This is a genomic window from Virgibacillus byunsanensis, assembly GCF_042675965.1.
In the GTDB taxonomy this organism is placed as follows: Bacteria; Bacillota; Bacilli; order Bacillales; family Amphibacillaceae; genus Virgibacillus_R; species Virgibacillus_R byunsanensis.
This window is the reverse complement of record NZ_JBHTKJ010000009.1, coordinates 1-1,096: the sequence shown is the minus strand read 5'-3', so window position 1 is coordinate 1,096 and position 1,096 is coordinate 1. Positions and strand designations below refer to the sequence as shown.

General features: G+C 48.4%; 9 tRNA genes. All 9 read right to left on the bottom strand.

Annotation, left to right across the window (positions count from 1 at the left end):
- Positions 1 to 97 precede the first annotated feature (97 nt).
- Positions 98 to 173: transfer RNA gene (locus ACFQ3N_RS04540), tRNA-Ala, on the bottom strand.
- Between the two features lie 14 nt (positions 174 to 187).
- Positions 188 to 264: transfer RNA gene (locus ACFQ3N_RS04535), tRNA-Pro, on the bottom strand.
- A 7-nt stretch (positions 265 to 271) separates the two neighbouring features.
- A tRNA-Arg gene (locus ACFQ3N_RS04530) sits at positions 272 to 348 on the bottom strand.
- A gap of 3 nt (positions 349 to 351) precedes the next feature.
- Positions 352 to 440, bottom strand: a tRNA-Leu gene (locus ACFQ3N_RS04525).
- 6 nt (positions 441 to 446) lie between these two features.
- Positions 447 to 521, bottom strand: a tRNA-Gly gene (locus tag ACFQ3N_RS04520).
- A gap of 11 nt (positions 522 to 532) precedes the next feature.
- Positions 533 to 617, bottom strand: a tRNA-Leu gene (locus tag ACFQ3N_RS04515).
- 4 nt (positions 618 to 621) lie between these two features.
- A tRNA-Lys gene (locus ACFQ3N_RS04510) sits at positions 622 to 697 on the bottom strand.
- A 65-nt stretch (positions 698 to 762) separates the two neighbouring features.
- Positions 763 to 838: transfer RNA gene (locus ACFQ3N_RS04505), tRNA-Thr, on the bottom strand.
- 43 nt (positions 839 to 881) lie between these two features.
- Positions 882 to 957, bottom strand: a tRNA-Val gene (locus tag ACFQ3N_RS04500).
- Positions 958 to 1,096: the final 139 nt, after the last annotated feature.

Sequence of the window (1,096 nt, the reverse complement as noted above, 5' to 3'; positions counted from 1 at the left end):
TATGTTTTTTAAAGATGTTTTTAAAATGTTTATTGCTGTCTTAATGCGACGTTTACTAATTTACCATAATTATTTCTCAAAATCAAGAGGAAATAAATGGTGGAGCCTAGCGGGATCGAACCGCTGACCTCCTGCGTGCAAGGCAGGCGCTCTCCCAGCTGAGCTAAGGCCCCGATATTAAAATAAATGGTCGGGAAGACAGGATTCGAACCTGCGACCCCATGGTCCCAAACCATGTGCTCTACCAAGCTGAGCTACTTCCCGAAAAAAATGGCGCGCCCGAGAGGAGTCGAACCCCTAACCTCTTGATCCGTAGTCAAACGCTCTATCCAATTGAGCTACGGGCGCTTATGGTGCCGAGGGCCGGACTCGAACCGGCACGGTAATAACTTACCGCAGGATTTTAAGTCCTGTGCGTCTGCCCATTCCGCCACCCCGGCATGGCTTGGAGCGGAAGACGGGATTCGAACCCGCGACCCCCACCTTGGCAAGGTGATGTTCTACCACTGAACTACTTCCGCTTATTCTATTATGGTGCGGGTGGAGGGAGTCGAACCCCCACGTCCGAAGACACTAGATCCTAAGTCTAGCGCGTCTGCCAGTTCCGCCACACCCGCAAAATGGTGAGCCATGGAGGATTCGAACCTCCGACCCTCTGATTAAAAGTCAGATGCTCTGCCAGCTGAGCTAATGGCTCTAAAGTCTATTATAGATTCAAAACTATTTTCTTATCTATTAGTTAGTTTAAATAGAATATTTAAATGGTGCCGGCCAGAGGACTTGAACCCCCAACCTACTGATTACAAGTCAGTTGCTCTACCAGTTGAGCTAGGCCGGCTAATTATAATGAAGTAATCAATTGTTTGACTATAAAAATAAAATGGTGGAGGATGCAGGGCTCGAACCTGCGACATCTTGCTTGTAAGGCAAGTGCTCTCCCAGCTGAGCTAATCCTCCGGTACCTGAGATGTATAAGGTGTATGGTTGCGACATACTGCCGCAGATTTCTAACCTAAAATCAGATTAAATGCCTGGCGGCGTCCTACTCTTGCAGGGGCAAAGCCCCAACTACCATCAGCGCTGGAGAGCTTAACTT